The sequence below is a fragment of the Streptomyces sp. NPDC054840 genome (genome assembly GCF_053611065.1).
In genome coordinates this window covers 1-1,954 of the sequence record NZ_JBSGZP010000995.1, presented here as the reverse complement: position 1 = coordinate 1,954, position 1,954 = coordinate 1, and the positions used below count along the sequence as shown (strand labels likewise).

The 1,954-nt window shown below is 73.4% G+C and carries 1 protein-coding gene and 1 riboswitch; the gene reads left to right on the top strand.

The window, feature by feature from the left end:
- Positions 1-89: 89 nt before the first annotated feature.
- Positions 90-206: riboswitch (SAM riboswitch) on the top strand.
- A gap of 222 nt (positions 207-428) precedes the next feature.
- Complete coding sequence (locus tag ACWGIU_RS36810) at positions 429-1,817, top strand: aminotransferase class V-fold PLP-dependent enzyme (RefSeq protein WP_453712424.1); 1,389 nt, start codon at positions 429-431, stop codon at positions 1,815-1,817.
- Positions 1,818-1,954: the final 137 nt, after the last annotated feature.

Sequence of the window (1,954 nt, the reverse complement as noted above, 5' to 3'; positions counted from 1 at the left end):
GTAGGAGAACGGCGTGAAAGCGACGACCCCGGTCCGGCATGCGGACCGGGGTCTCGCGTTCCGGCGATCTTGTGGCAGGATGCTGACCAGGTCACGAGTGACAGCGTTTAGGCCCCGGCTTGCTGTCCGGCAACCCTCCTTCCGTGGCGGGGTGCCCCGGGTGATGACCAGGTCGTAGGCAGCAAGGCCTACGGCAAGCGCGGATCCCTCGACACCAGGGGTCCTGGTCTTCTCGAGGAGCTTTTTCCGTGAGCAAGCGAATGCGATAGGGCGACTCCGCCCCTACTTCACCCTCGGATCAGGGTCACTTCCGTGTACCCCCGCTCAGCGCGGTCCGAGGACTTTCCCGTACCCCGGACGGCCGCAGCGTCGTACCCGCGTACGGGCACACCGAAGCCATTCAGCCCTGCCTGCCGGGAGATACCGCCATGTCCGCATCCCTGAACGCCGCCGTCGCCACCGCCGCCGCAGCCACCGTCGACCCCGCCTGCCCCGGGCCGCTCCCGGTCCTCGGCCGGGACGTCACCGTCCCCCTCGTCACCGGCGGCGAGGTCACCTACGCGGCCCTCGACTACGCTGCCAGCGCCCCCGCCCTGCAGCGGGTCTGGGACGACGTGGCCGCGTACGCCCCGTACTACGGCAGCGTGCACCGCGGCGCCGGATACCTCTCGCAGCTTTCCACCGACCTCTTCGAGCAGAGCCGGGTCACCGTCGCCGAGTTCCTCGACTGCCGCCCCGCCGACCAGGTCGTCTTCACCCGCTCCACGACCGACTCGCTGAACCTGCTCGCCGCCGTACTCCCCGCCGGCTGCCAGGTGTTCGTCTTCGAGACCGAGCACCACGCCTCCCTGCTGCCGTGGGTCGACGCGCGGGTCACGTACCTCGACGCGCCGCGCACCCCGGCCGAAGCCGTCGCCACCCTGGAGCGGGCCCTCGCCGACCGCGACCCTTCCGGTCCCGCGCTGGTATGCGTCACCGGCGCCTCCAACGTCACCGGCGAACTGTGGCCGGTCAGGGAACTCGCCGCGGCCGCGCACGCCCACGGCGCGCGGATCGTCCTGGACGCCGCCCAACTGGCCCCGCATCACCCGGTGTCCGTGCAGGAGCTCGACGTCGACTGGGTCGCCTTCTCCGGACACAAGCTCTACGCGCCCTTCGGCTCGGGCGTGCTCGCCGGGCGCGCGGACTGGCTGCAGGAAGCGCGGCCGTACCTGGCCGGCGGCGGGGCCTCGCGCAAGGTGGCCCGGCGCGAGGACGGCGGCGTGGACGTCGAGTGGCACACCACCGCCGCCCGCCACGAGGCCGGCTCCCCGAACGTCATCGGCGTCTACGCCATCGCCTCCGCCTGCAAGGCCCTGACCGAGGCGGGCTTCGGAAACCTCGTCGCCCGCGAGCAGCAGCTCATCGCGAAGGTCCGGTCGGGCCTGGCGGAGGTCCCGGCGGTCCGGGTCCTCTCCCTCTTCGGGGACGACGCCCCGCGGGTCGGCGTCATCTCCTTCGTGGTGGACGGCTGGAACAGCTCGCACTTCGCCGCCGCCCTGTCCGCGGAGTACGGGATCGGCGTCCGGGACGGCCTGTTCTGCGCACACCCGCTGGTCCGCACCTTGCTGGGCAGCGAGCCGCAGACCCAGGGCGAATGCGGAGCCCCGGAGGCGGCGCCGGGGGAGCGCTCGCTGAACGCGATCCGCGTCAGCTTCGGAGCCGGCACCCCGGACGAGCACGTGGAGCGGTTCGTCCGCGCGGTGAAGGAGCTCGTCGCGGACGGTGCGAAGTGGCGGTACCGCACGGAGGAGGGCCGCTGCGTCCCGGCGGTGTGACCTGCGGTGCCCCTGCGGGGTTGCTCGGCGGTGTCCCCTGCGGGGTGCTCGGTGGTGCGTGGTGCGGGTCGGGCTGCGCCCGGGGCTGGGGGGGCCGCCCCGCGGCGCCGGGGGGGGGGGGGCCCCGGGCCCCCCCC

Excerpts from the sequence above, each read along its gene's own strand:
- ACWGIU_RS36810 (WP_453712424.1), top strand. The coding sequence starts at position 429 with ATGTCCGCATCCCTGAACGCCGCCGTCGCCACCGCCGCCGCAGCCACC.